Origin of the sequence: Wolbachia endosymbiont of Zygogramma bicolorata, assembly GCF_051130665.1 — a bacterium.
Taxonomy (GTDB): Bacteria; Pseudomonadota; Alphaproteobacteria; order Rickettsiales; family Anaplasmataceae; genus Wolbachia.
On the sequence record NZ_CP149530.1, the window covers coordinates 1,273,439 to 1,296,175 of the forward strand.

Annotated in this window: 19 protein-coding genes, 1 tRNA gene and 1 pseudogene; 7 read left to right on the forward strand and 14 right to left on the reverse strand. The window is 36.3% G+C overall.

Annotated elements, in window-relative coordinates:
* The first annotated feature begins 31 nt into the window (after positions 1 to 31).
* Both WKH12_RS06015 and WKH12_RS06020 read left to right on the forward strand, forming a co-directional pair.
* The gene (locus WKH12_RS06015) at positions 32 to 1,024 is read left to right on the forward strand and encodes an RDD family protein (protein ID WP_434732251.1); all 993 of its coding nucleotides are present in this window, start codon (positions 32 to 34) and stop codon (positions 1,022 to 1,024) included.
* 250 nt (positions 1,025 to 1,274) lie between these two features.
* On the forward strand, positions 1,275 to 1,550 hold the full coding sequence (locus tag WKH12_RS06020; protein ID WP_434732252.1) for a hypothetical protein: 276 nt from the start codon (positions 1,275 to 1,277) through the stop codon (positions 1,548 to 1,550).
* Positions 1,551 to 1,573: 23 nt separating this feature from the next.
* Here the strand turns inward: WKH12_RS06020 and WKH12_RS06025 are convergent.
* Positions 1,574 to 2,588 (reverse strand): IS630 family transposase gene (locus WKH12_RS06025; protein WP_434732009.1). Its coding sequence is split into 2 segments (ribosomal slippage): positions 1,574 to 2,122 and positions 2,124 to 2,588, totalling 1,014 coding nucleotides; the frame shifts between segments, so codons are not numbered across the junction.
* An 84-nt stretch (positions 2,589 to 2,672) separates the two neighbouring features.
* On the opposite strand from WKH12_RS06025, the gene WKH12_RS06030 reads away from it, so the two are divergent.
* Positions 2,673 to 3,437: a hypothetical protein gene (locus WKH12_RS06030; RefSeq protein WP_434732253.1), complete on the forward strand. Its 765-nt coding sequence runs from the start codon at positions 2,673 to 2,675 to the stop codon at positions 3,435 to 3,437.
* A gap of 202 nt (positions 3,438 to 3,639) precedes the next feature.
* Here the strand turns inward: WKH12_RS06030 and WKH12_RS06035 are convergent, their stop codons facing one another.
* Positions 3,640 to 3,777 carry a hypothetical protein gene (locus WKH12_RS06035; protein WP_434732254.1) on the reverse strand — a complete coding sequence of 46 codons (138 nt, stop codon included), beginning with the start codon at positions 3,775 to 3,777 and terminating at the stop codon, positions 3,640 to 3,642.
* A gap of 656 nt (positions 3,778 to 4,433) precedes the next feature.
* Between WKH12_RS06035 and htpG the strand changes: the two genes are divergently transcribed.
* Together htpG and WKH12_RS06045 are read left to right on the forward strand one after the other, a co-directional pair.
* A complete protein-coding gene (gene htpG / locus WKH12_RS06040; protein ID WP_434732255.1) occupies positions 4,434 to 6,338 on the forward strand; it encodes a molecular chaperone HtpG in 1,905 nt (634 codons plus the stop codon).
* Between the two features lie 159 nt (positions 6,339 to 6,497).
* Positions 6,498 to 6,911, forward strand: a complete 414-nt coding sequence (locus WKH12_RS06045; protein WP_434732256.1) for an alpha/beta hydrolase family protein — start codon at positions 6,498 to 6,500, stop codon at positions 6,909 to 6,911.
* A 15-nt stretch (positions 6,912 to 6,926) separates the two neighbouring features.
* Here WKH12_RS06045 and tnpC (WKH12_RS06050) read toward each other — a convergent pair whose 3' ends face one another.
* The 8 genes and pseudogenes from tnpC (WKH12_RS06050) to dnaG form a co-directional block, all read right to left on the reverse strand.
* Positions 6,927 to 8,282 (reverse strand): IS66 family transposase, encoded by a 1,356-nt coding sequence (gene tnpC / locus WKH12_RS06050; protein WP_434732087.1) that lies wholly within the window; start codon positions 8,280 to 8,282, stop codon positions 6,927 to 6,929.
* A 501-nt stretch (positions 8,283 to 8,783) separates the two neighbouring features.
* Positions 8,784 to 9,656, reverse strand: coding sequence for a succinate--CoA ligase subunit alpha (sucD, locus tag WKH12_RS06055; RefSeq protein WP_353275908.1), 873 nt, complete (start codon positions 9,654 to 9,656; stop codon positions 8,784 to 8,786).
* A 3-nt stretch (positions 9,657 to 9,659) separates the two neighbouring features.
* Complete coding sequence (gene sucC, locus WKH12_RS06060; RefSeq protein ID WP_434732257.1) at positions 9,660 to 10,811, reverse strand: ADP-forming succinate--CoA ligase subunit beta; 1,152 nt, start codon at positions 10,809 to 10,811, stop codon at positions 9,660 to 9,662.
* A 29-nt stretch (positions 10,812 to 10,840) separates the two neighbouring features.
* On the reverse strand, positions 10,841 to 11,041 hold the full coding sequence (rpsU, locus tag WKH12_RS06065) for a 30S ribosomal protein S21 (protein ID WP_064125049.1): 201 nt from the start codon (positions 11,039 to 11,041) through the stop codon (positions 10,841 to 10,843).
* 155 nt (positions 11,042 to 11,196) lie between these two features.
* Positions 11,197 to 11,270: transfer RNA gene (locus WKH12_RS06070), tRNA-Pro, on the reverse strand.
* Positions 11,271 to 11,495: 225 nt separating this feature from the next.
* Positions 11,496 to 11,741 (reverse strand): annotated as a pseudogene (locus WKH12_RS06075) (RsmE family RNA methyltransferase); the annotation flags it as partial.
* A 10-nt stretch (positions 11,742 to 11,751) separates the two neighbouring features.
* Positions 11,752 to 12,766, reverse strand: a protein-coding gene (locus tag WKH12_RS06080; RefSeq protein ID WP_434732009.1) for an IS630 family transposase whose coding sequence is annotated in 2 segments (ribosomal slippage) — positions 11,752 to 12,300 and positions 12,302 to 12,766 — 1,014 coding nt in all. Because the reading frame shifts where the segments join, the coding sequence is not laid out codon by codon here.
* A gap of 148 nt (positions 12,767 to 12,914) precedes the next feature.
* Positions 12,915 to 14,663, reverse strand: a complete 1,749-nt coding sequence (gene dnaG / locus WKH12_RS06085) for a DNA primase (RefSeq protein ID WP_434732258.1) — start codon at positions 14,661 to 14,663, stop codon at positions 12,915 to 12,917.
* A gap of 175 nt (positions 14,664 to 14,838) precedes the next feature.
* Here dnaG and ubiG point away from each other — a divergent pair, with 175 nt between their 5' ends.
* A complete protein-coding gene (gene ubiG, locus WKH12_RS06090) occupies positions 14,839 to 16,008 on the forward strand; it encodes a bifunctional 2-polyprenyl-6-hydroxyphenol methylase/3-demethylubiquinol 3-O-methyltransferase UbiG (protein ID WP_353286708.1) in 1,170 nt (389 codons plus the stop codon).
* A 25-nt stretch (positions 16,009 to 16,033) separates the two neighbouring features.
* Here ubiG and WKH12_RS06095 read toward each other — a convergent pair whose 3' ends face one another.
* On the reverse strand, positions 16,034 to 16,513 hold the full coding sequence (locus WKH12_RS06095; RefSeq protein ID WP_434732259.1) for a TrbC/VirB2 family protein: 480 nt from the start codon (positions 16,511 to 16,513) through the stop codon (positions 16,034 to 16,036).
* A 139-nt stretch (positions 16,514 to 16,652) separates the two neighbouring features.
* Between WKH12_RS06095 and metG the strand changes: the two genes are divergently transcribed.
* Complete coding sequence (metG, locus tag WKH12_RS06100; RefSeq protein WP_434732260.1) at positions 16,653 to 18,230, forward strand: methionine--tRNA ligase; 1,578 nt, start codon at positions 16,653 to 16,655, stop codon at positions 18,228 to 18,230.
* Positions 18,231 to 18,423: 193 nt separating this feature from the next.
* On the opposite strand, the gene tnpC (WKH12_RS06105) is transcribed toward metG, so the two are convergent.
* From tnpC (WKH12_RS06105) to WKH12_RS06115, 3 genes are all read right to left on the reverse strand, one after another.
* On the reverse strand, positions 18,424 to 19,779 hold the full coding sequence (gene tnpC / locus WKH12_RS06105) for an IS66 family transposase (RefSeq protein ID WP_253309750.1): 1,356 nt from the start codon (positions 19,777 to 19,779) through the stop codon (positions 18,424 to 18,426).
* 209 nt (positions 19,780 to 19,988) lie between these two features.
* Positions 19,989 to 21,344, reverse strand: coding sequence for an IS66 family transposase (gene tnpC, locus WKH12_RS06110; protein ID WP_434732261.1), 1,356 nt, complete (start codon positions 21,342 to 21,344; stop codon positions 19,989 to 19,991).
* Between the two features lie 62 nt (positions 21,345 to 21,406).
* Positions 21,407 to 22,720, reverse strand: coding sequence for a hypothetical protein (locus WKH12_RS06115; protein ID WP_434732262.1), 1,314 nt, complete (start codon positions 22,718 to 22,720; stop codon positions 21,407 to 21,409).
* Positions 22,721 to 22,737: the final 17 nt, after the last annotated feature.

Here is a 22,737-nt window from a genome sequence, read left to right on the forward strand (position 1 = left end):
GGTATGTTAGGCAATCGTGTTGGGTACAAAAATGGATAACTATGCGGGAATTACTAAACGTGTTGCAGCATATGTAGTTGATGCAATAATATTTCTAGCCTTTTATTTATTCACTTTGTTCATATCATCAGATAAACTCTTTGCTGAATTTTTTGATTATATCTTTTCTGACACTGCTACAATCCCTACGTCAATTCAAGGGGAAGTATTAGGAACATTACTATTTATAGTACTAGAAACAGTAATGATAACAAAACTTGGCTGGACTCCAGGAAAATTGCTATTTGGTATATACATAAAAGATTCAAACACACTTAAAAATATTGCTTTTATGCAAGTAGTAATAAGGAGCACTCTCAAGGCGCTTTTGTTTGTACCTCTCTATATTTCTGACTGGTTCTATATTCTACCAATTTTAGTTTTAATATTTGTAATATTTGATCAACGTAAGCAGACTTTTTATGATAAAATTGCAAAGACAGTAGTAATTGATTATAAACCTGAAAAACATCACTTAAATTTAAACTATGTGGGAATAACTAGGCGTGCAGTAGCATACATTATAGATCATTTTATTATTATTGGAATTTCCTTAACCTTTTTCTCTTTTATAGAAATAACTTTTGACCCTACTAGAGCTGAGCTATTAACCACATGCTTATTTTTTCTACTATCAATAACATTTGGGGTATTTATGATAAGAAGATTCAGCGGTACTCCAGGACAACTGTTATGCGGTATTCATATAAAAGATGCAAATACACTTGAAAATATTACTCTGGCACAAGCAACAGTCAGGTACATTTTGTTTGAAGCTTTTAACATATTCGTACCAGGTTATATTCTTGCTCTAGAAGAATTTTATAATGAGCATAATTCTCAACAGTGGTCTGGACCTTTATTAACCTTAACATTTGTAGTTATAATATTAATTTTTATATCCGCAATATTTGACCGACGCAAGCAGTTTTTTCATGATAAAATTGCAAAAACAGTGGCAATATACCACAAATCTTCAAGATAATTTTTCTCCTTGCTGTACGTTACATGCCTACTGTGGTTGATGTGATTCTTTTAATGCTAGTTTCAAATAAACTACGTGATTTCTTGCAATAAAATCAATTTTCTAATCAACATGGAAAAAAATTGTTGACACTAAAAATATCTGCGTTATAAGCTAGTCTATATTTGGCATTTACATAAATTGTTTACAACCATTTAGTTTTTATAGTGTGGGTGATCTTTAGTTATACTTAAGGGAGGGTAAAGTGCACGTGAATCAGCAACAATCAAGTAATACTACTAAAAAAGACATTATTCTTCAGCTATTACAGTCTGGTGTTTTAAAGCAAAGAAATCTTAATGATAAAATTAGTCATGAAGAAATAAGCAGATTGATAGATGATATTGTAAGTTCAAACGAAAATAACACGGGTGAACTTCGTCGTTCAAAGCGAGATATGGGAAGAGGTATATATTACTCAGTAGTCCTTATGTATCGTGCATATCGGCTGGTAGATAAACTGGGTTGGAAGCGTGGTTACAGGTAGTCAATCGGTACTTATACCAAATCTCATAAATAAGTAGGCAAATAACTCACAGAACAAATGGTTTTGATCGAACTTTCCGTAATATTACGAATGAATGCACATACAGTATCCTCCAATAAACTAACAGAGTCATATATTCTATTTTTAATGAGATTGTCTTTCAAATATTGCCATAAACGCTCTACTGGATTTAACTCTGGTGAATATGGAGGTAAATAGATTAAGGTAATATTTTGTGGTATTTTTAAACCTTTGGATCTATGCCATCCTGCACAATCCACAACAAGAAATGCCTCCCTTGTTCCTAAATATTGTGACATCTGCTCAAGGAATATATTCATACAATCAGTATTGACGTTTGGTACGAATAAGCTAGAACTCTCTCGATTTCTAGGATTAACTGCACTATAGAGATAAAAGTTTTGCCTACCTAATTTTACCTTAACCTGTGTCCTAATGCCTTTTTTAAACCACCCGTGTCCAATCTTTGAATGTGTGCCAAACCGCGACTCATCGAAGAAAAATAGCTCTTTTTCGGGATACGTGACAATAGTTTCATTAAGATTTTTTTTTAAACTCTTCTTGTTTATTTTTATCCTGTTTATTGTGCACAGGCCTTGGAGTAATATACGAAAAACCTAACTTTTGCATCAGTCTATGTGCTGTAGACTTACTTACCTCAATAGAAAACATTTTCTCAATTATGATTTTTAATTTCTTAGCCGTTAGGTTGGCTCCTTCTTCTGCTATGACATTTTTAATTTCTTCTTGCTGCTTGTAGCTCAACTTCGGCTTTACTCCACGTCCTGGTTGTATTTTAAACGCATTGACTCCTCCTTCCTTAAATCTTGTAATCCACTTCATCAATGTAGTTCTAGTAATTCGGTATATTTGAGCAACTTTTGTTATTCCATATTCTTTTGCAGATATTATTGCCTGTAATCTTCTTCCTATCTCTCCTCTTATGCCGTGCTTCTTTAATTCCAGGTTACACTTATTATATAATTCTTCTCCTATTGCTTTACTTTTTCCTGCCATAACTCCCCACTAATTCTTAAATTATTCTATTTTAGAAATTTTTCTTTATTCCTCTATTTATTTTTAGGAATTGGTATAACAGGTATGGCCCAGACATCTAAAGAAAGTGTTGAAAAAAAGTTTAAAGGTGTCTTTGAACGTTCTCCAGGTGCTTTTCCAGAAGGTACTCCGTTAGAAGAGAAGGTTAATTATATTGCAAAAGGAACAAAGGCTCTAAAGGCTATGAAAAGTAAAGAGCTCGAAAACAAAATGAAAAGCGTTGCAGAATTGAATCAGAAATTTGAAAGTCAAAAAAGGCGTACAGATGAAAAAATACGTCAAGATTTTGAAAGAATTGCTGAGCTTGACCAACAATATAAAGGGAAGGGCATCTTCACAAGTGAAAAAGTTGCAGAGTCAAAAAATGACAAAAAATTTCAAGAAGCAGCTAACACTCTTAGAGAAACTACAGCAGAAGGTAAAAGCGTTGAACAGAGTGGACAAAAAAAGACTACTGAAGCTTCTGTACAAACAGATGCACAGCCATCAAAGCATGATGTTAGTCCCTCAGTGAGCAAGAGTTCTGTAAAAGAGAAGCTCAACACTGAGCCAGGCAAAAAAGATATCACACCTCAACCACAAGAAAATCAAAAAGAAGAAGGGTTTTTGAGTCTTCTGAAGCGCTTTGTTAAGAAAATATTAGAAAAACTTTTAGTTGAGGATGAAAAGAGTGTGGAAAATGCTCGTGGCATAAAAGAAGATGCTCAAAGAGATACGTCAAATAACGAAGAGCAACAAAAGAGTAAGCACTTTGATAAAATTTTAAATCAGGACCAAAGTATAAGCAAGGGCTTAGAGCAAGCAACATAACTTGAAAACCCAACGATAACACCTGTTAATACTCCTGAAGTAAATACAGGTCGTGAAAGGTGATCCGCTTTCAAGCTTCATTATACCGCCACGAACCATCATACCGCCGCGGTATCTCATCCGCTAACACGTAGCGGGATGACGATTGTCAGGGTGTCATCCCAGCGCCTCTATGATGTCATCCCAGTGCCTCCTTCTCCTGTCATTCCAGTGCTCCTTTTTTTGTCATCCGAGTAGCCCCTATGATGTCATTCCAGTGCTCCTTTCTCGTCATCCCAGTGCCTATTTCTTTGTCATCCCAGTGCCCAGACACTGGGATCCAGAAAAAAGAATGCGTCATGTAAGTAGCCTCCTTCTCCTGTCATCCGAGTAGCTGACACTGGGATCCAGGAAAAAGAATGATGTCATGCAAGTAGCCCCTATGATGTCATTCCAGTCTGGAATCCAGCTTTTGATCGAAAATGTTGTATAGTGCATAATCAATTTTTCTGGATCCCAGTGTCACGCACTGGGATGACACCCTACTAGCAGAAGTTACTCTCAAATGTTTGTTCATGTTGCTATAAATATTAAGAAATTTACCAAATAAAAAAAAGGCAAAAGAAGCCCCGAGTAGCGAGTTTTGACTCTATATTACTGTAAGTGGCGCTGTAATAATGTGCTGACGCTTGGTTTAAGCGCGATTTGGCTGAATGTAGAAAAAATTTAAAAGACATGCAGCCGCTATAATTTTATGTAATCCGCCAATAAATACTCTGAGTTTTTTACTGAATTTTGTGATTGAACCTGCAGGTCAAAAACAAGTTTTGAGTCATAAATACCCTTAGTACTACAATAAGGGGGCTGGCGGAGTTTGTCAAGGAATTTTTATGCAAGAGATCCCATAAATTGGGTGTCATAATATGGCGGCTACATTAATTTTGGCGTGCGTGACCTTGAAAGATTGCAGTGCAATACTTAGATTATTAGGGTAGTAGGCAAATAATGGAGCTCAAAATGCATAACGTACAAGAAACTGAAAATTTAAAATTTGACGCTGAAGTAGGGAAAGTACTGAATATAGTGATTCATTCACTTTATACTAATAAGGACATTTTTCTGCGTGAGTTAATATCAAATGCATCGGATGCATGTGATAAATTGCGCTATGAATCTCAATCTAATTCAAATTTGCTAGATTCAAGTGATGAGTTAAAAATCACTATTAGCTCCAATAAAGATAAGAACGAGCTATATATCACTGATAATGGCATCGGAATGAACAGACAAGATTTAATAGATAACCTTGGTACAATTGCAAGCTCTGGTACGCAAAAATTTTTGGACGCAATTAAGAATAGCAAAGATTCAAGCCAAGCTGTGGAGCTGATTGGGAAGTTTGGTGTTGGTTTTTACTCAAGCTTTATGGTTGCATCAGAAGTAATAGTAGAATCAAGAAAAGCTGGAGAGGAGGAGTCTTGGGTCTGGAAATCCAAGGGAGATGGAGAGTATTCGATAAGTAAACTAGATAATCAAATTTCTCGTGGAACTAAAATTACGCTCATTATGCGTCCTGAAGAGAATGAGTTTTTAGATAAATTTCGTGTTGAAAACATTGTCACTACTTACTCTGATCACATAAATTTTCCTGTTGAATTCATAAATGAAGAAGGAAAAAGTGAAAAGTTAAACAGTAAGGCTGCAATTTGGACTAAGCCAAAAAATGATGTTACTCAAGAGGAACACAATGATTTTTTCCGCAGTGTTGCTCACGTTGGCGGGGAGCCTTGGATGATATTGCATAATAAAAATGAAGGTGCAATAGAATATACAAATTTGCTTTATGTTCCTTCCATTAAACCTTTTGATTTATTCCATCCAGATAGACGTTGCTCTGTTAAGTTATATGTAAATAAAGTATTTATCACTGAAGATAATGTACAGATCATACCGCAGTATTTACGTTTTCTGAAAGGTATTGTTGATTCACCGGACTTGCCTCTTAACATCAGCAGAGAAACGCTGCAGAATAATCGTGTTGTTGAGCAAATCAGAAAATCCTTAACTAAACACGCGATATCAGAGCTTGGTAAAAAGGCAAAAGAGAATTTAGAGGAATATACAAAATTCTGGACCAATTTTGGTGCAGTATTAAAAGAGGGTCTTTGTGAAGCTATGCCAACTGATGAGAGAGAGGCACTGCTCTCGATTTGCAGATTTCATAGCACTGGTGATGAGAAATTAGTCAGCATTGATGACTATATAAGCAGAATGAAGCCTGAGCAGGAGCATATCTATTATCTCACCGGAAATAGCCTCGATTCAGTGAAAAACAGTCCGCAACTTGAGGGATTCGTCAGTAAAGGACTAGAAGTGCTCCTATTTGTTGATCCAGTTGATGATTTCTGGACTAGCGTGATTCATGAATATAAAGATCAAAAATTTAAGTCTGTGACCCGCGCTGATGTTGATTTGGAAAAATTCTCTTCAGAAGAAGATAAAAAAGATGAGGAAAATAAGCAAGATGAAGAAAAGACTGAAGAAAATACGGACTCTATACTGCAATATTTCACCAAGGTTCTTGGCAATTCAGTGAAAAGCGTGAAAATCTCAAAAAAACTGACTGACAGCCCTGTATGTCTAGCAGTTGATGAAGGTGCTATGGATCTTCGCATGGAGCGTTTTTTGCGTGAACAAAAGCAGCTAAATTACCGCACGCCAAAGGTACTGGAAATTAACACTAAGCATCCTGTAATAAAAAGCATAATGAAATCTCACGCTGAAAATGGTGAAAACCCAACATTGGAAGACATGATTCATTTATTATTTTACCAAGCTTGTATAGTGGAAGGTGAAGAGATGGATGATGTAAGTCTGTTTGCTAAGAGAGTTAATAATTTGCTTGGCAAGATTGTTGTCTAATACTATACTAGATTAGTTATTTATGTGAGGTAATATATAATTAATCTACTTAGAAAACCTATTCCACAAACAGCAGGTGTTACAGGAAAAGGTAAAAGCAGGAATAATTCTAGGAATCTAACTAAAATTGCAGGATTTAACCAAAAGAAGTTATTAGAGATGATCAACTTCGCTATGGTAGGCTATTATGTTAGTGATTGTGGTTGTAAAAACAATGAGTTTGTTAAGCTAAAGAAAGGAGGATATAAAACTCCTGCTCAACTTGAGAAAGAGGGTTACAAAGTTGTTCAATTTCATGGCATTATTTCTGACCAAGAAGTTCGACATACTGGTTATGTTTTCATAAGGGGTAAGGAAGTAACTATAGCATACCGCGGTACTTGTAATTCTTATGACTTCAAGAGAGATGTTGAAATACCTTTAATTCGTCAATATGAACTTCTGCCCAAAGGTGGTAAAATTCACCTAGGCTTCTACTCCGTATTTGAAAATTCCTGGGAGAGCCTTTACGGGATATTAAAAGGATATGCTAACGATCAAGGATTAGAAATCGTAACCGTTCACGGATTGTGAGAATGAATTAAAGAACTAAGCAGTGACAGCTACTAGATTCTGTAGCTTTTGAAAGGGGTTCTGGCCATTGAGACGTGATGTCAAAAATATCGACAACATTCTTTCCACGAATCTTTCTCCACGTTCTGACCAGGTGAAAAAGCTGTTTTTACGATAAATTACGTACCGTCTAATTTGCCGTTCTGCAAGGTTATTAGTTGTTTCTATCACTTCAGGTTTTCTTAAAAACTTCCACATCATATCCTCAGATCGTAACATCTTAGCGGCCATTCTTGAAGCTTGAGTGCTATTTGCAACCCTCGTCATTTTACGTAAAAAATGTTTTACCCTTTTCCGAATTTTTCCCACCAGTCGATAAAATCTCAAATTATCTATCAAATTTTGTTTTTTTGCCTTATCTACTACAAACACCTTATTGCTGAGCGATTTTAGTGCTTGGCCAATTTTGCTCACTTCAACATTTTTACTATGGGCAAATCTCTCAAAATCTCTTGCCAGATGTGCCCAACATATCTGTCTATTTTCACGATTGAAGTAATTGTATACAGCGTATCTATCGCTCACAAATATACCATCATATTCTGGCAGTAAACTCTTCAACACCTTCTTACCACGAGACTCGCTTACCTTCAGAAGTGTCAACGCTTTGTTTGTTATTACCCAACTCCAGCCTCTCTTTCCTTGATTTCTGTGCCCTGTTTCGTCTATATGCAAATACTCGCTTCCTTGCAACTCTTCCTTCATTTTCTCATATTCAGATGCACACTTCTTCGATACCCTGCGTTCAGTATTTGAGACTAAACCAAGGCTTATATTTAGATTAAAAATACTGCCCAAAATTTGCTGTACCTCTCTTTTTGAGTTAATAAAAAAGCCGCTAAGGCTGCTTATAACTGTTTTAGCATTGGGTCCTAGAAAATCTCTTGCAACACCTTCGGGTAAATTTGCTGTAATTCTTTTATTACATACTCTACAATGTCCTCTTTGCAACCTGTACTCAGTTACAATTGGCTTAATTTCTGGCAACTCTGCCTTCTGATGAATAATTTCATCTTCTAAAGTAATCTTACCTCCACACATACAAATTGTATCAATTGTGCATCTCACTACCTCGTCTGCAGCCATTAATTCACGCTTATGCACCTTATGTCCTGGCTGACCTCCTGGTTTTTTATCACTTTTCTTTTTTGCTTTCTTACGATATATATCTCGTGATGGTGGCAGCGATGAATTTTGCGAATTTAAGCCCAATTTGTCTTCTAATTCAACTATTTTTGCTTTCAAGCTATCATTTTCTCTGATCAGTGCTTTTATTTCTTCCTTGAGATTAGCGTTTTCTGCTACAACCTTTTCTTGCAGCACTGTTGTCATTTACCCATTCCATATTTAGCTTCCTATCTCTTTACACTTTTATACTTACTTTGTAAACCACCTTATCTCCGTGAACGGTTACATTTTTTCTTCGTTTAGTAAATTTCTTAATGTTTATAGCTAAAGTAACCTAGGTTCATCGACAACCGTCATCCCTGTAAAGGTCAAGTATCCCGCTACGTGTTAGCGGGATCTAGAGATACCACGGCGGTATGACGGTCTGCGGCGGTATGACGATAACCTTGTCATCCCGCTACGTGTTAGCGGATGAGATACCGCGAATGAATCGCGGTATGACGTAGAGTCAGCGTTAGCTATACTTTTATACTCACCAAATCAGTTTGCTTGCTTACAAGCAAACTTTCCTGGATCCAAGTAGTCAAGCTACTCGGATGACACCATTATAGAGTGAACCAGTGTCAGCTACTTGAGTGACACCCTTTCTAGCAGAAACTGCTCCTCAAATCACAACGTTCGTACAGCTGCGTTTTAGATTAGGCACTAATGCATTACTTCCAATACCTTCTTACCAATCACTGCAGGGGTTTCAGCAATTGCAATCCCGGCGCTCCGCATAACTTCTAGTTTTGCACCAGCACTTCCACCACTGGAAGAGATTATTGCTCCAGCGTGTCCCATACGTCTTCCTGGAGGTGCTGTTTGACCTGCTACAAAACCAACGATTGGCTTTTTAGTTTTTTCTGTTTTCACAAAATGTGATACATCTTCTTCTTCGTTTCCACCTATTTCACCAATAACTACAATACCATGAGTATCGTCATCTTTTAAAAAGAGCTCCATACAGTCGACAAATGTCATACCATGAACTGGATCCCCCCCAATTCCGATACACGTGGATTGACCAAGACCAACAGCGGTCGTTTGTGCTACTGCCTCGTAAGTTAAAGTTCCAGAACGAGACATAATCCCTATATGTCCACGCTTATGGATATGGCCAGGCATAATCCCTATTTTGCACTCTTCGGGCGTAATAATTCCCGGGCAGTTAGGACCAATCAATCGACTTTTTGAACGAGCAAGAGCATGCTTCACCTTTACCATGTCAAGTATAGGAATGCCCTCTGTAATGCAAACTATTAGCTCTATCTCTGCATCTATTGCTTCAAGTATTGCATTAGCTGCAAACTTAGCAGGTACATATATTACCGTGGCATTCGCATCAGTTTTTTCTTTGGCTTCTGCTACAGTATTAAAAACTGGTAAGTTAAGGTGAATGCTACCACCCTTGCCAGGAGTTACACCACCAACCATTTTTGTTCCGTAGCTAACTGCTTGCTCTGAATGAAATGTACCTTGCGCACCAGTAAAACCCTGGCATATTAACCTTGTATCTTTGTTTACTAAAACGGACATACTCTATTTCACCTCTTGTACTATTTTCTGCGCAGCATCGCCCAGTTCATCTGCAGCAATAATATTTAATCCTGACTCTTCTAAAATTCTTTTTCCTTCTTCGAAATTAGTGCCTGATAATCTAACCACTAGAGGAACTTTAATGCTCATTTCTTTTACAGCCGCAACAATTCCACTTGCGATAATATCGCAACGCATTATACCACCAAATATGTTAACCAAAATTCCTCTTACGTTGCTATCAGACAATATGATTTTAAATGCTTCAGTTACAGTTTCTTTACTCGCTCCACCACCAACATCCAAAAAGTTAGCAGGCTCTGCTCCGTAGTATTTTATTATATCCATTGTTGCCATAGCAAGACCTGCACCATTTACTATGCAACCAATACTGCCATCCATTTTGATGTAACTGAGCCCATACTTTGAAGCCTCTATCTCTTCTTTCACTTCTTCATCATAATCACGAAGTTCCATAATTTCTGGGTGACGATATAAAGCATTGTCATCGAAATTAATTTTCGCATCGAGCGCAATAAAATCTCCAGAACTTGTTTCAACCAGTGGATTAATTTCAATTTGGCTCGCATCAGTTGCAATAAACGCATCATATATATTTTTTGCAACATTTGTTATTTTTTCTATTTGTTCTGAACTCAAATTAAAACTGCTGCTTAACTTGCTGCTATCAAAACTTGTAGCAAGATCAATATCAAATTTCACAATTTTTGCGGGAGAATTTTTCGCCACTTCTTCGATGTCCATTCCACCTTCTGAGGAAAATATGAATATTGGCCTACTGAGCTTCGGGTCAATTACCAGGCTTAAGTAATACTCTTTCTTAATGCTTGAGCCTTCTTCAATATATACTCTTCTTACTTGCTGCCCGCTTGGCCCTGTTTGATGAGTAACTAAAGTCATACCAATCATGTCTTTTACAAACTGTTGAGCTTCTTCAGCTGACTTTGCTAGCTTTACGCCACCGGCTTTACCCCTACCACCTGCATGAATTTGAGCTTTAACCACAAACACGTCAGATTTTAATTGACTTACTTGAGTCTTTACTCCTTCTGCAGATATAGTGACAAAACCTTTTGGCACCGGGACATTAAATTTATGCAAAATCTCTTTTGCTTGATATTCGTGAATATTCATAAAACAACCAATGATAAACTATTAAAAAATTACCAACCGTAACGCTGCCTTCTGCATTCTTGCTGGTGCCTCTTTTTTCTCGCTTCAGCTTTCTTTTTAGCTCTTTTTTCTGATTTTTTTTCATGATATTGTTTTTTCATTTTCAACCCTCTTCCTTCCTTTTGAATTGTTTTTTTCAATACTGGAAGAGCTCTGTCTACATCACCATAATGGACTGATACTTCAATCAAACTCTATACCTCCTTCGGTAATCATTTCAAAATTTATTTATAAATTAGAAAATTAACATTGTCAATTATTTTATAAACTTGAGCGTTAAACTGCAATATGAACGAAATGCCTTTAAAAGCTCTAACTATTAAAAGCGTTAAAACTTCTGCTAGCATCGGGGCGGAGAGATTTGAACTCCCGACCCTTTGGTCCCAAACCAAATGCGCTACCAGGCTGCGCTACGCCCCGACTTCTTTACTCAGAGTATCAATAACTCAGGCAAAATGCAAGATTCATTTGTTTATTTTAGAAAAAATATAATATAAGATTTAATATTATTTTAGAATATGTTTTTTATTAGCTCCTCTTTAGTAGCAAACTGCTTCGCAGGCGGCCTATAGAGTTTGTACAGTTAGCGCGTGCAACACTGAATCAGATTTCTCTATGGCCCAAACCTTAGCCATATTTAAAAATCTAGCTACACCAATTGGTGAAAGTTAGTGCAGCAACCACAGCAGTATCGACCCTTAAAATTCTTTTTCCTAGACTCAATTTTTAACAAAACTTATCGGCAAGATCAAGTTCATAAGATGAAAAACCACCTTCAGGGCCAACAATCATAGCAACATTTTTCTTACCTTTCAGCACTTTATCAGCTTTACCTGTTTCATCACATAAAACAAAATTTTTACTCTGGGAATCAGGTAACTCACAAAAGTTATACCAAATCTCATAAATAAGTAGGCAAATAACTCACAGAACAAATGGTTTTGATCGAACTTTCCGTAATATTACGAATGAATGCACATACAGTATCCTCCAATAAACTAACAGAGTCATATATTCTATTTTTAATGAGATTGTCTTTCAAATATTGCCATAAACGCTCTACTGGATTTAACTCTGGTGAATATGGAGGTAAATAGATTAAGGTAATATTTTGTGGTATTTTTAAACCTTTGGATCTATGCCATCCTGCACAATCCACAACAAGAAATGCCTCCCTTGTTCCTAAATATTGTGACATCTGCTCAAGGAATATATTCATACAATCAGTATTGACGTTTGGTACGAATAAGCTAGAACTCTCTCGATTTCTAGGATTAACTGCACTATAGAGATAAAAGTTTTGCCTACCTAATTTTACCTTAACCTGTGTCCTAATGCCTTTTTTAAACCACCCGTGTCCAATCTTTGAATGTGTGCCAAACCGCGACTCATCGAAGAAAAATAGCTCTTTTTCGGGATACGTGACAATAGTTTCATTAAGGTTTTTTTTTAAACTCTTCTTGTTTATTTTTATCCTGTTTATTGTGCACAGGCCTTGGAGTAATATACGAAAAACCTAACTTTTGCATCAGTCTATGTGCTGTAGACTTACTTACCTCAATAGAAAACATTTTCTCAATTATGATTTTTAATTTCTTAGCCGTTAGGTTGGCTCCTTCTTCTGCTATGACATTTTTAATTTCTTCTTGCTGCTTGTAGCTCAACTTCGGCTTTACTCCACGTCCTGGTTGTATTTTAAACGCATTGACTCCTCCTTCCTTAAATCTTGTAATCCACTTCATCAATGTAGTTCTAGTAATTCGGTATATTTGAGCAACTTTTGTTATTCCATATTCTTTTGCAGATATTATTGCCTGTAATCTTCTTCCTATCTCTCCTCTTATGCCGTGCTTCTTTAATTCCAGGTTACACTTATTATATAATTCTTCTCCTATTGCTTTACTTTTTCCTGCCATAACTCCCCACTAATTCTTAAATTATTCTATTTTAGAAATTTTTCTTTATTCCTCTATTTATTTTTAGGAATTGGTATAAGAGGCAGTATAAATTCCGTTAAAAAGCAGCAGAATGACAAACAACCTAAAAATAATTAACTGTAGCAGCCTACTTTTCAATAAACTCCATTTGCATTTCTTGTATATTACTTTCTATTTGCTCTATTTGTTCTATCAACCTTTCCTCTAAGTCAAGATTACCGATCAGCCTCGCTTCGGTTCTTTCTTTTCGTAACGCATTTAATTCTTTTAGTAACACTATATTATTCCACACAATTTCTGCAGATTTTCTCTCGTTCAGTTGGCTATTTAGTACACTAGTTTTTTCAAATACATACTTTATAACGTCAAACTGTTTCAATTCTTGTAACAAAGCCTCTTTACCAAGTTTGCTTTTGTTACTTATTACATCAATTACACGCTGTTGTAATCTTTTCATCTCATTAGTAAATTCAAAATGAGAAAATTGCTCAAAAAATATAGGACGGTTCAAGATTTCAGGAAATTCTACGGCTATACGCAAAATTATGGCCTGATTTTGCTCTGCCTCAATTAGCTCTGGAGATTTGTTATGAAGATACTCACCTTTTGTTGCTCTAGTTTTACTATTAAAAATCTGTTTTTTGAAGCTACTTCTTAGTTCACTAGCCTTATTGTAAAAATAATCTCTATAATACCTTCTAATACTGCTGTTGCTAATAGTATTTACATATTCCATGAACTTGTGCTCAAGAATTGAATATTTTTCCGGAGCAAGTTTTTCATAATTTTGAAAGTTGCTATCGATTATGTGACGCCATAAATATTCAGAATGCAGTTTTGTTGAATGGTCAAGAGCAGTCAACACGTCTTCTTTCTTGTATGCCAGTTCGTTACATATATCGTATGGATCTTTATTACTCGGCAAAGTCACAAACTTTAACGTGTATCCAGGCTCTAATATTGGCAGAGCAAGTTCTGCAACTCGGGTAGCAGCATGACGTCCAGCATTATCGCCATCCATACAGATGGAGATTTCTTTAGCAAATCTCCACAGGTTTTTTATCTGTTCTGCAGAAATTGCGGTACCAAGTGGAGCAACTGCATTACTAATTCCCGCTTGATGTAGCGCTATAGTGTCCATATATCCTTCAACAACAAATATGTGCTGTTTTTTACGTATTTCGCTTAAAGCAAAGTTTAATCCGTATAAATTCTCCCTCTTCTTGAAGAGCTGACTCTCTGGGCTATTTAAATATTTTGGCTGTTGCTCAGAACTCAGCGCACGTCCGCCAAAACCAATAACTCTTCCTGCAATGTTGTATATAGGAAATATCAGCCGGTCATAAAAATAATCATGAAAATTTTTGTTTACTAATCCAATATCAATTAAAATTTTGTCTTCAATACCTGAAGAGTTTAAATACTCTTTCAAACCAGAGCTTGGTGCATAACCTATCTTAAATTTATCTATGATTTCAGGTAAAATCTTGCGCTGCTTTAAATAATCTACAATGCCCTGATTTTTTTGTGCAAACCAATTTGCAGCTAAATCAAGCGCTAAAAATAGTTTATTGTCCCCTTTTGTAATACTAAGACTTTTGGGCAGTTCAACACCTGTAACCGATGCTAATCTTTCCAATGCTTCTTTAAAGCTTAATCCTTCAGTTTGTGAAATAAATTCAAATGCATCACCACTAGCTAAGCAACCAAAACAGTAATATAACCCCTTAGTATTGCTCACCGAAAAAGATGGGGTTTTTTCGTTATGAAATGGACAGAGCCCAACAAAACTATCTCCTCTTTTTATTAGCCTGACTTTTTTACCTACTATGTCAGATAATAATAATTTTGATTTTATAATATCTATGTGATCCATCTTATTAAATTAGTAGTAGGATAAAAATTATATAGAATTTATACACATCTGACTCGAAATTTATTTCAAGCTTTAGGACTCCCGAAAGATCAGGAGTATTAAAACGGCTTGACAGAAAGATCAAAATAAATTACCCATATAAATATCCTTAAGTTATGCAAGATCAACTTTTTATATGTCAGATATAATATCAATTGCCTCAGATCATGCTGGTTATGAATTAAAATCAGAAATAAAATCCTACCTGGAAACCCTGGGTTACACAGCGGTAGATCAAGGCTGCACTGCTAAGCAAAAGTGTGTAGATTACCCAGACTATGCTGTTAAAGTTGTAGAAGATATAACAAGCAAAAAAGCAAATTATGGGATATTAATTTGTGGTACAGGTTTGGGCATGAGTACTGTAGCAAATCGTTTTGAAGGAATCTACGCTGCTTTATGCAATAGTGTTGAGATCGCAAAATTAGCTCGCGAGCATGGCAACGCAAATGTACTGTGTCTTGGTGCAGGATTTACTGCGAGTGGATTAGCAAAAGACATAGTCAAACAATTCCTCGAAACAGAATTTTCAAAAGAAAGCAGACATAAAAAACGCCTTGATAAACTCAGCAATATAACCTCTAAGAAAAAAAAAACAAAAACTTATAACGAAGATGAAATATCAAAATTCGCTAAAATGGCAGGTGAATGGTGGGATGAGAATGGTAAATTTAAGCCATTGCACATGATGAATCCTATTAGAGTATCTTACATTATTGAGAAAATAAAAGAGTTAAAAAAATGCGATTTAAAAGAATTATCATTGCTTGATGTTGGATGCGGTGGTGGCATTTTATCAGAATCAATGGCACGCGTTGGCATTAATGTTGTGGGAATAGATGTATGTGAAGAAAACATCAAAGTGGCACAGTCACATGCGAAAAAAGTAGGGCTTAATGTAGAATATATGCACACCAGCATTGAAGAGCTAAGCAATGACAAGAAGTACGACGTGGTTCTGCTGATGGAAGTAGTCGAGCATGTAGATAATTTAGAATTCTTTATGAGAAGAGCAATAGAATTGCTGAAACCAGAAGGGCTAATCTTTATATCCACAATAAATAGAACTATCAAATCCTTCTGTCTTGCAATAGTCGGCGCAGAGTACATATTAAATTGGCTGCCTAAGGGTACGCATAATTGGAATAAATTTCTCAAGCCGTCAGAAATTGCAAATCACTTAAGAGAAAATAATGTAACGCTGCAAAACATGGCTGGCATGGAGTACAACGTAATAAAGCGTGAGTGGAATTTAACTAAAGGTGTGGATATTAATTATATACTTTGTGGTTTGATGAGTGGTTAGATTTAACTCTATAAAAGCACCATTTTCACTTCCAATACTCTGAAGGATCTTGGCCAGCTTTTATACAGTAGCCTTTATTAGTTAGCGCCCAACCGCGACGACAAGAATAACTTGTACCTACACGTTCATATCCAGGAGCAGCAACACACTTTCCTTGAACCAACGTTTGACCTTTATAAGGACAACGAACCGGCATTTGATCTTCAAGAAAATTACAAACGTTTTTTTCTGTTATCGCTGTTGCAATTTTAGGTGCACCAAAAAACACAGCAACAAACATACCAAGTGAGAAAAGTGAAGGCCAAGGCATTCTTCCAAATATTGCAAGCAAGCTTGTACCAATTACTACTACTGTAATCATTGGTCCACCTATTCCATGAACGTAACCTATTACATTACACATTACATCTGTTGCTCCATCAGCGTGTGCATCAAATGCATAGGAGAAAATTAAAACTACAAATAGAATTACAAGAAAATTTCCCATTGTTCTTTCAATAATCATACCTGATTGTTTCTTATTTTAATAAAATTTCAGTAAATAGCTTTTCTCAAAAATTATGCTTAACCCAATCAATATTTATTTATTACTGCCTTTTTAATACTATAATTAACTCAGTTGATTTTTATCAAAATGCTAAACCATGAATCGATTTGAGAGTTTTTACATCACCACGCCAATATATTACGTAAACGATAAGCCGCATATCGGTCATGCATACACTTCTCTCTTGTGTGACGTGGTGGCAAGGTTCATGAAACTAGCTGGGAAAAATGTCAAATTTACCACCGGTACAGATGAACATGGACAAAAAATAGAAAAAGCAGCTAAAGCAAAGGAAATGCAGCCAAAAGAATTTACAGATGAAGTGAGTGTTTCATTTAAAGAATTAGCTAAGTTCATGAATTTTGAGTATGACGATTTTATTCGCACTACGGAGGAACGTCATGAAAAAGCAGTGGTAGCTTTATGGAATAGGCTTGAAGAGAGAGGACAAATATATTTGGATTCCTATTCGGGTTGGTATTCAGTTCGTGATGAAGCATTTTATCAGGAATCAGAGCTGATAGATGGCAAAGCACCAACAGGTGCTGAGGTTGAATGGGTAAAAGAAGAGAGCTACTTTTTTCGTTTGTCGAATTGGCAGGATAAATTACTAGAACTATATGAAAATCAGCCAAATTTTATCTTTCCTGAGAGCAGAAAAAATGAAGTGGTATCGTTTGTAAGATCAGGGCTCATTGACCTCTCAATCTCTCGCACTAGTTTTAACTGGGGAATAAAAGTACCAGGTAATGACAAACACGTAATCTATGTCTGGATAGATGCATTAACCAATTATCTTACATCAATAGGTTTCCCTAGTACTGAAGGTGAAGAATATAAGAAGTTTTGGGCAGAACCAGAAATACAGATTCCATTGTCAAGCACTGCAAACCTAGCTGACAACTCTTTCAACGTTCATGTAATCGGCAAAGACATATTGCGCTTTCATGCTGTGTATTGGCCAGCGATTCTCCTTGCAGCAGATTTGCCACTGCCAAAACAAATTGCAGTTCATGGTTGGTGGCTAAACGAAGGAGAAAAAATATCCAAGTCTCTTGGTAATGTCATAGATCCAATTGGCCTCGCTCAAGAGTTTGGTGTTGATCAACTACGCTATTTTCTCCTTCGAGAAGCAAGTTTTGGCCAGGATGGCAACTTTAGTAAGAAAAACATGATCAGCCGCATAAACTCAGAACTTGCAAACAATATAGGCAATTTAGTACAAAGAACAATTTCATTTTTACACAAGCAATGTTCTGGAATTGTACCAACAATCGATCAAAGCCTACTTAAAGGTGAAGAAAGTCTTCCAGGTTGCAAAGCTATACTCGATCAGGTGATGAATCACCTATCAAAGTATGAGTTTAACCAGATTATACTTCTAATTATCAACATCTCTTCTGAAGCCAATGCTTATATAGACAAAAGTGCACCCTGGACATTAAGCAAAACTGATAGAGAACGCATGAATTTAGTAATCTACAAATTACTGGAATATATAAGAATAATAGGCATTTTATTGCAGCCAATCGTTCCCAAGTCAGCGGAAATGATACTTGATCAATTGCAAATTCCAAAAGAACAACGAGATTTAAAATCTCTGTGCAACGCATGCGTAAGTTCAGGCATTACACTACCTAAACCTACGCCGGTTTTTTTGAGGTTTGATGTTTAACCAAGGAAATATTCAGGTGATAACAAATCATATTTATTACTTGTTCTAACTGCATACACTATAGGTTGTTCTACTTGTGCTTGTTTTCCTTTTCTTCTTGCGGCTCCAATTCTTTTATTTTTACCGCCTTCTTCCGTATTGTTTATGCTGTTGTCCCGTAACCGTTCACGGATTGTGAGAATGAATTAAAGAACTAAGCAGTGACAGCTACTAGATTCTGTAGCTTTTGAAAGGGGTTCTGGCCATTTAGACGTGATGTCAAAAATATCGACAACATTCTTTCCACGAATCTTTCTCCACGTTCTGACCAGGTGAAAAAGCTGTTTTTACGATAAATTACGTACCGTCTAATTTGCCGTTCTGCAAGGTTATTAGTTGTTTCTATCACTTCAGGTTTTCTTAAAAACTTCCACATCATATCCTCAGATCGTAACATCTTAGCGGCCATTCTTGAAGCTTGAGTACTATTTGCAACCCTCGTCATTTTACGTAAAAAATGTTTTACCCTTTTCCGAATTTTTCGCACCAGTCGATAAAATCTCAAATTATCTATCAAATTTTGTTTTTTTGCCTTATCTACTACAAACACCTTATTGCTGAGCGATTTTAGTGCTTGGCCAATTTTGCTCACTTCAACATTTTTACTATGGGCAAATCTCTCAAAATCTCTTGCCAGATGTGCCCAACATATCTGTCTATTTTCACGATTGAAGTAATTGTATACAGCGTATCTATCGCTCACAACTATACCATCATATTCTGGCAGTAAACTCTTCAACACCTTCTTACCACGAGACTCGCTTACCTTCAGAAGTGTCAACGCTTTGTTTGTTATTACCCAACTCCAGCCTCTCTTTCCTTGATTTCTGTGCCCTGTTTCGTCTATATGCAAATACTCGCTTCCTTGCAACTCTTCCTTCATTTTCTCATATTCAGATGCACACTTCTTCGATACCCTGCGTTCAGTATTTGAGACTAAACCAAGGCTTATATTTAGATTAAAAATACTGCCCAAAATTTGCTGTACCTCTCTTTTTGAGTTAATAAAAAAGCCGCTAAGGCTGCTTATAACTGTTTTAGCATTGGGTCCTAGAAAATCTCTTGCAACACCTTCGGGTAAATTTGCTGTAATTCTTTTATTACATACTCTACAATGTCCTCTTTGCAACCTGTACTCAGTTACAATTGGCTTAATTTCTGGCAACTCTGCCTTCTGATGAATAATTTCATCTTCTAAAGTAATCTTACCTCCACACATACAAATTGTATCAATTGTGCATCTCACTACCTCGTCTGCAGCCATTAATTCACGCTTATGCACCTTATGTCCTGGCTGACCTCCTGGTTTTTTATCACTTTTCTTTTTTGCTTTCTTACGATATATATCTCGTGATGGTGGCAGCGATGAATTTTGCGAATTTAAGCCCAATTTGTCTTCTAATTCAACTATTTTTGCTTTCAAGCTATCATTTTCTCTGATCAGTGCTTTTATTTCTTCCTTGAGATTAGCGTTTTCTGCTACAACCTTTTCTTGCAGCACTGTTGTCATTTACCCATTCCATATTTAGCTTCCTATCTCTTTACACTTTTATACTTACTTTGTAAACCACCTTATCTCCGTGAACGGTTACGTTGTCCCTTTGAAGATTTGGCTTTTGGTCTGCTTGCTCTTCTGGCTTTTGAGCTTCTTTATTTATAACCTCTTCTTGTGGTACATTAGCCGTAACCGTTCACGGATTGTGAGAATGAATTAAAGAACTAAGCAGTGACAGCTACTAGATTCTGTAGCTTTTGAAAGGGGTTCTGGCCATTTAGACGTGATGTCAAAAATATCGACAACATTCTTTCCACGAATCTTTCTCCACGTTCTGACCAGGTGAAAAAGCTGTTTTTACGATAAATTACGTACCGTCTAATTTGCCGTTCTGCAAGGTTATTAGTTGTTTCTATCACTTCAGGTTTTCTTAAAAACTTCCACATCATATCCTCAGATCGTAACATCTTAGCGGCCATTCTTGAAGCTTGAGTGCTATTTGCAACCCTCGTCATTTTACGTAAAAAATGTTTTACCCTTTTCCGAATTTTTCGCACCAGTCGATAAAATCTCAAATTATCTATCAAATTTTGTTTTTTTGCCTTATCTACTACAAACACCTTATTGCTGAGCGATTTTAGTGCTTGGCCAATTTTGCTCACTTCAACATTTTTACTATGGGCAAATCTCTCAAAATCTCTTGCCAGATGTGCCCAACATATCTGTCTATTTTCACGATTGAAGTAATTGTATACAGCGTATCTATCGCTCACAAATATACCATCATATTCTGGCAGTAAACTCTTCAACACCTTCTTACCACGAGACTCGCTTACCTTCAGAAGTGTCAACGCTTTGTTTGTTATTACCCAACTCCAGCCTCTCTTTCCTTGATTTCTGTGCCCTGTTTCGTCTATATGCAAATACTCGCTTCCTTGCAACTCTTCCTTCATTTTCTCATATTCAGATGCACACTTCTTCGATACCCTGCGTTCAGTATTTGAGACTAAACCAAGGCTTATATTTAGATTAAAAATACTGCCCAAAATTTGCTGTACCTCTCTTTTTGAGTTAATAAAAAAGCCGCTAAGGCTGCTTATAACTGTTTTAGCATTGGGTCCTAGAAAATCTCTTGCAACACCTTCGGGTAAATTTGCTGTAATTCTTTTATTACATACTCTACAATCTCCTCTTTGCAACCTGTACTCAGTTACAATTGGCTTAATTTCTGGCAACTCTGCCTTCTGATGAATAATTTCATCTTCTAAAGTAATCTTACCTCCACACATACAAATTGTATCAATTGTGCATCTCACTACCTCGTCTGCAGCCATTAATTCACGCTTATGCACCTTATGTCCTGGCTGACCTCCTGGTTTTTTATCACTTTTCTTTTTTGCTTTCTTACGATATATATCTCGTGATGGTGGCAGCGATGAATTTTGCGAATTTAAGCCCAATTTGTCTTCTAATTCAACTATTTTTGCTTTCAAGCTATCATTTTCTCTGATCAGTGCTTTTATTTCTTCCTTGAGATTAGCGTTTTCTGCTACAACCTTTTCTTGCAGCACTGTTGTCATTTACCCATTCCATATTTAGCTTCCTATCTCTTTACACTTTTATACTTACTTTGTAAACCACCTTATCTCCGTGAACGGTTACCATTAGCCAAGGTCCTTGTATGTTGAGCATGCAACAGATCAGTACCTAGCGCACAACTATTATAAACATTTTTACTATAGATACTTTGTACCCCACTCCAAAAACTGGTAAATTTCCCTTTTACTGACTCACATAAATCAGAAATTCTTGACTGAATTTTTGTTTTGCTGTTTTCATCCAACTGCTCTTTCAGGCTAGAAATCTTAGTATCTTTTTCATCACCAGATTCTGCATCATAAAATACATCCTGATCCTCAGAAAGACTCATTAAATACCTTTTAGCAGCATCAATACTTAAATGATCAGGTTGCTTAGGAACGTCGTTATCAATATTTAAATAATCCAAACTATTAGCTCGTTGCTTTTGCTCACTGGAAGAAACTGCAAGATCTAAGTAATCCAAACTAGTTAGTTCTTGCATACTAGGTTTAGATCCATCTTCACGCTTAAACTGCTCTTCCGGACTAGAAACCTTAGTACCATAAAGTACACTGTACAAGCTGCTTCCAACGCTGTTAAGTGCTCCTTTTGTATACTCAACTGATGTACCATAAACATTTTTTAATTTATTTCCAGCACTATTAAATTTCCCTTTTACATACTCAACTGATGTGCCATAAGCATTTTTCGCACTACCTACGACATTTTTTAAGTCATTCGCAACATCACTACGGCGCTGCTTAATAGTACTATGAACGCGTCCACTACTGTAGGCTTCTGCTACATATGCAAATACTTCTTGAGATGCTTCTTTGATATTCTTCATTGCTTGCGGAACAAAAGTTTTCTTGTGTTTAAGTTCTTCTATTTCTTTTTTTTGATTATCAATCTCCTCATTTTTTTTATTAATTTCAATTTTTTGCTTAGAATTTTCCTCCTCTTTAGCTTTTACTTCCGCTTCTTTTTTAGTCAGTTGGTCATTTTGCCCAGAAATTGTTTGCTCTTGAGCTTGTATCTTAGCTTCTAACTCAGAAATTGTTTGCTTTTGAGCCTGTACTTTATCTTCTTCTTTAGCTAGTTGAGCATCTTTTTTAGATATTTCTTCTACTTTCTCAGCCAGTTGAACATCTTTCTCAGAAATAGTTTTATTCTTACTAATTGCTTTATACGAAAGTGCCATAGCTACAGCAGAAAATACAGCACCACCAATAATAAATGGCAGGCCAACACTTAATGCTGCAACTGGAGCTAAGAAACCAATATAAGGAGCTGCAGCAAACACTCCAGATGCTAATAAAGTTAGAGTAGCCAGAGCACCAGCTACAAGATAGGGTACATTGTTTTTACTTATCATGATTATTCATCACGTAT

What these genes read in the sequence shown, in the direction of transcription:
- htpG (WP_434732255.1), top strand. Translation starts at nt 4,434, where the DNA reads ATGCATAACGTACAAGAAACTGAAAATTTAAAATTTGACGCTGAAGTA.
- WKH12_RS06035 (WP_434732254.1), bottom strand. Translation starts at nt 3,777, where the DNA reads ATGACGCATTCTTTTTTCTGGATCCCAGTGTCTGGGCACTGGGATGAC.
- WKH12_RS06115 (WP_434732262.1), bottom strand. Translation starts at nt 22,720, where the DNA reads ATGATAAGTAAAAACAATGTACCCTATCTTGTAGCTGGTGCTCTGGCT.
- tnpC (WP_434732261.1), bottom strand. Translation starts at nt 21,344, where the DNA reads ATGACAACAGTGCTGCAAGAAAAGGTTGTAGCAGAAAACGCTAATCTC.
- tnpC (WP_434732087.1), bottom strand. Translation starts at nt 8,282, where the DNA reads ATGACAACAGTGCTGCAAGAAAAGGTTGTAGCAGAAAACGCTAATCTC.
- sucC (WP_434732257.1), bottom strand. Translation starts at nt 10,811, where the DNA reads ATGAATATTCACGAATATCAAGCAAAAGAGATTTTGCATAAATTTAAT.
- dnaG (WP_434732258.1), bottom strand. Translation starts at nt 14,663, where the DNA reads ATGGATCACATAGATATTATAAAATCAAAATTATTATTATCTGACATA.
- ubiG (WP_353286708.1), top strand. Translation starts at nt 14,839, where the DNA reads ATGTCAGATATAATATCAATTGCCTCAGATCATGCTGGTTATGAATTA.
- WKH12_RS06095 (WP_434732259.1), bottom strand. Translation starts at nt 16,513, where the DNA reads ATGATTATTGAAAGAACAATGGGAAATTTTCTTGTAATTCTATTTGTA.
- tnpC (WP_253309750.1), bottom strand. Translation starts at nt 19,779, where the DNA reads ATGACAACAGTGCTGCAAGAAAAGGTTGTAGCAGAAAACGCTAATCTC.
- sucD (WP_353275908.1), bottom strand. Translation starts at nt 9,656, where the DNA reads ATGTCCGTTTTAGTAAACAAAGATACAAGGTTAATATGCCAGGGTTTT.
- WKH12_RS06030 (WP_434732253.1), top strand. Translation starts at nt 2,673, where the DNA reads ATGGCCCAGACATCTAAAGAAAGTGTTGAAAAAAAGTTTAAAGGTGTC.
- WKH12_RS06015 (WP_434732251.1), top strand. Translation starts at nt 32, where the DNA reads ATGGATAACTATGCGGGAATTACTAAACGTGTTGCAGCATATGTAGTT.
- WKH12_RS06045 (WP_434732256.1), top strand. Translation starts at nt 6,498, where the DNA reads ATGATCAACTTCGCTATGGTAGGCTATTATGTTAGTGATTGTGGTTGT.
- metG (WP_434732260.1), top strand. Translation starts at nt 16,653, where the DNA reads ATGAATCGATTTGAGAGTTTTTACATCACCACGCCAATATATTACGTA.